This window comes from Methanobrevibacter filiformis, assembly GCF_001639265.1.
Taxonomy (GTDB): Archaea; Methanobacteriota; Methanobacteria; order Methanobacteriales; family Methanobacteriaceae; genus Methanacia; species Methanacia filiformis.
This window is the reverse complement of record NZ_LWMT01000148.1, coordinates 1-1,590: the sequence shown is the minus strand read 5'-3', so window position 1 is coordinate 1,590 and position 1,590 is coordinate 1. Positions and strand designations below refer to the sequence as shown.

The window sequence follows — 1,590 nt, the reverse complement described above, 5'->3', positions numbered from 1 at the left end:
CCTAAAACACTTACGAATACTACTATTAAAACTCATAAAAAAATATATAAACAATCAAACATAAATAAAAATACCAAAGAAAAAAAATAATACATATAAAAAGAAAATTATTAAATACGAATCCTCAAATATATAACACCACCAGAACCACTACCAACATTATTACCAGTGAAAACAGAATTACTCACACTAAAATTAGCACTATCAATGTAGAAAACAGGACCAGTAACATTATTACCAGTGAAAACAGAATTACTCACACTAAAATTACCATTACTATAAATAGCACTACCATAAGTTGCATTATTACTAATAAAACTAGAACCACTCACATTAATATTACTATTAATACTATAAATAGCACCACCACGACCATTAGCATTATTACTAATAAAATCAGAAGTAGTCACAGTAAAATTACTACCAGTACTATAGATAGCACCACCAGAACTAGCATTATTACCAATAAAACTAGAATTATTCACACTAATATTACTAGAACTACCAAAGATAGCACCACCAGAACTAGCATTATTACCAATAAAACTAGAACCACTCACACTAATATTACTAGAACTACCAAAGATAGCACCACCAGAACTAGCATTATTACCAATAAAACTAGAACCACTCACACTAATATTACTAAGACTACCATAGACGCCATAATTTATAAGATTATTACTAAAATTACTATTATTAATAAAAATAATTGAATTACTACTTGAAAGTATAATCTCATTATTAGTATTATTACTAAAAGTAGAATTAGAAATGTTTAAATTTCCTCCCCCCACACGTACAATAGACTGATTACTATTATTACTAAAAGTAGAATTAGATATACTATTATTATATATACTATTATTAAAAATGTAAATAACCCCATATGAACCGTTAGAGTTATTGATGAATTTTGAATCATTAATGTAAATATTACCACCATTATAAATTATAATAGCACTACAATACTTACCATTATTATTAATAAAGTTAGAACCAGTGATACTAACATTACCCTCCCCATAAGGCAGACAAATAGCACCACCAGAATTATTAAAAGCCACATTACTCGTAAAAGTAGAATTAGAAATATTTAGATTACCACTACTAAAAATAGCACCACCACCATAATTAATATAGCCATATGAATTAGCAGAATTATTTTCAAAAATAGAATCCCTTATGGTCAAATCAGCACCATTATTATAAATAGCACCACCATTCCCATCAGCACCATTGCCAGAATTATTAATAAAGCTACAGTTAATAATAGTTAAATTAGAATTACTAAAAATAGCACCACCACCACCATAAACAGAAGAACCAGAAGCATTAATAAAAATCAGATTTTTAAAAGTAACATTATTAGTAGTAATAGCACTAGTGAAAATATTACCTAAACCTCTAGCATCAATAGTAGCAACACTATTTCCTTGAATAAGTAAATTTTTATTACTAAATTGGCTGTGCAATAATTATTTTTTGATTCTTTTTAGTTATGCTTAGTTTTAAATATTATGGGGTGTAATATATTATTAGTGTTTTTTAGTTTTTGTTGAGTTGGTGTTTATGGTTTTGCATGAAGAT

At 27.2% G+C, this 1,590-nt stretch carries 1 protein-coding gene; it reads right to left on the bottom strand.

The genetic code is table 11. From position 1 onward, the window contains the following. Positions 1-110 precede the first annotated feature (110 nt). Positions 111-1,475, bottom strand: a complete 1,365-nt coding sequence (locus tag MBFIL_RS04375; RefSeq protein WP_066971841.1) for an autotransporter outer membrane beta-barrel domain-containing protein — start codon at positions 1,473-1,475, stop codon at positions 111-113. Positions 1,476-1,590 lie beyond the last annotated feature (115 nt).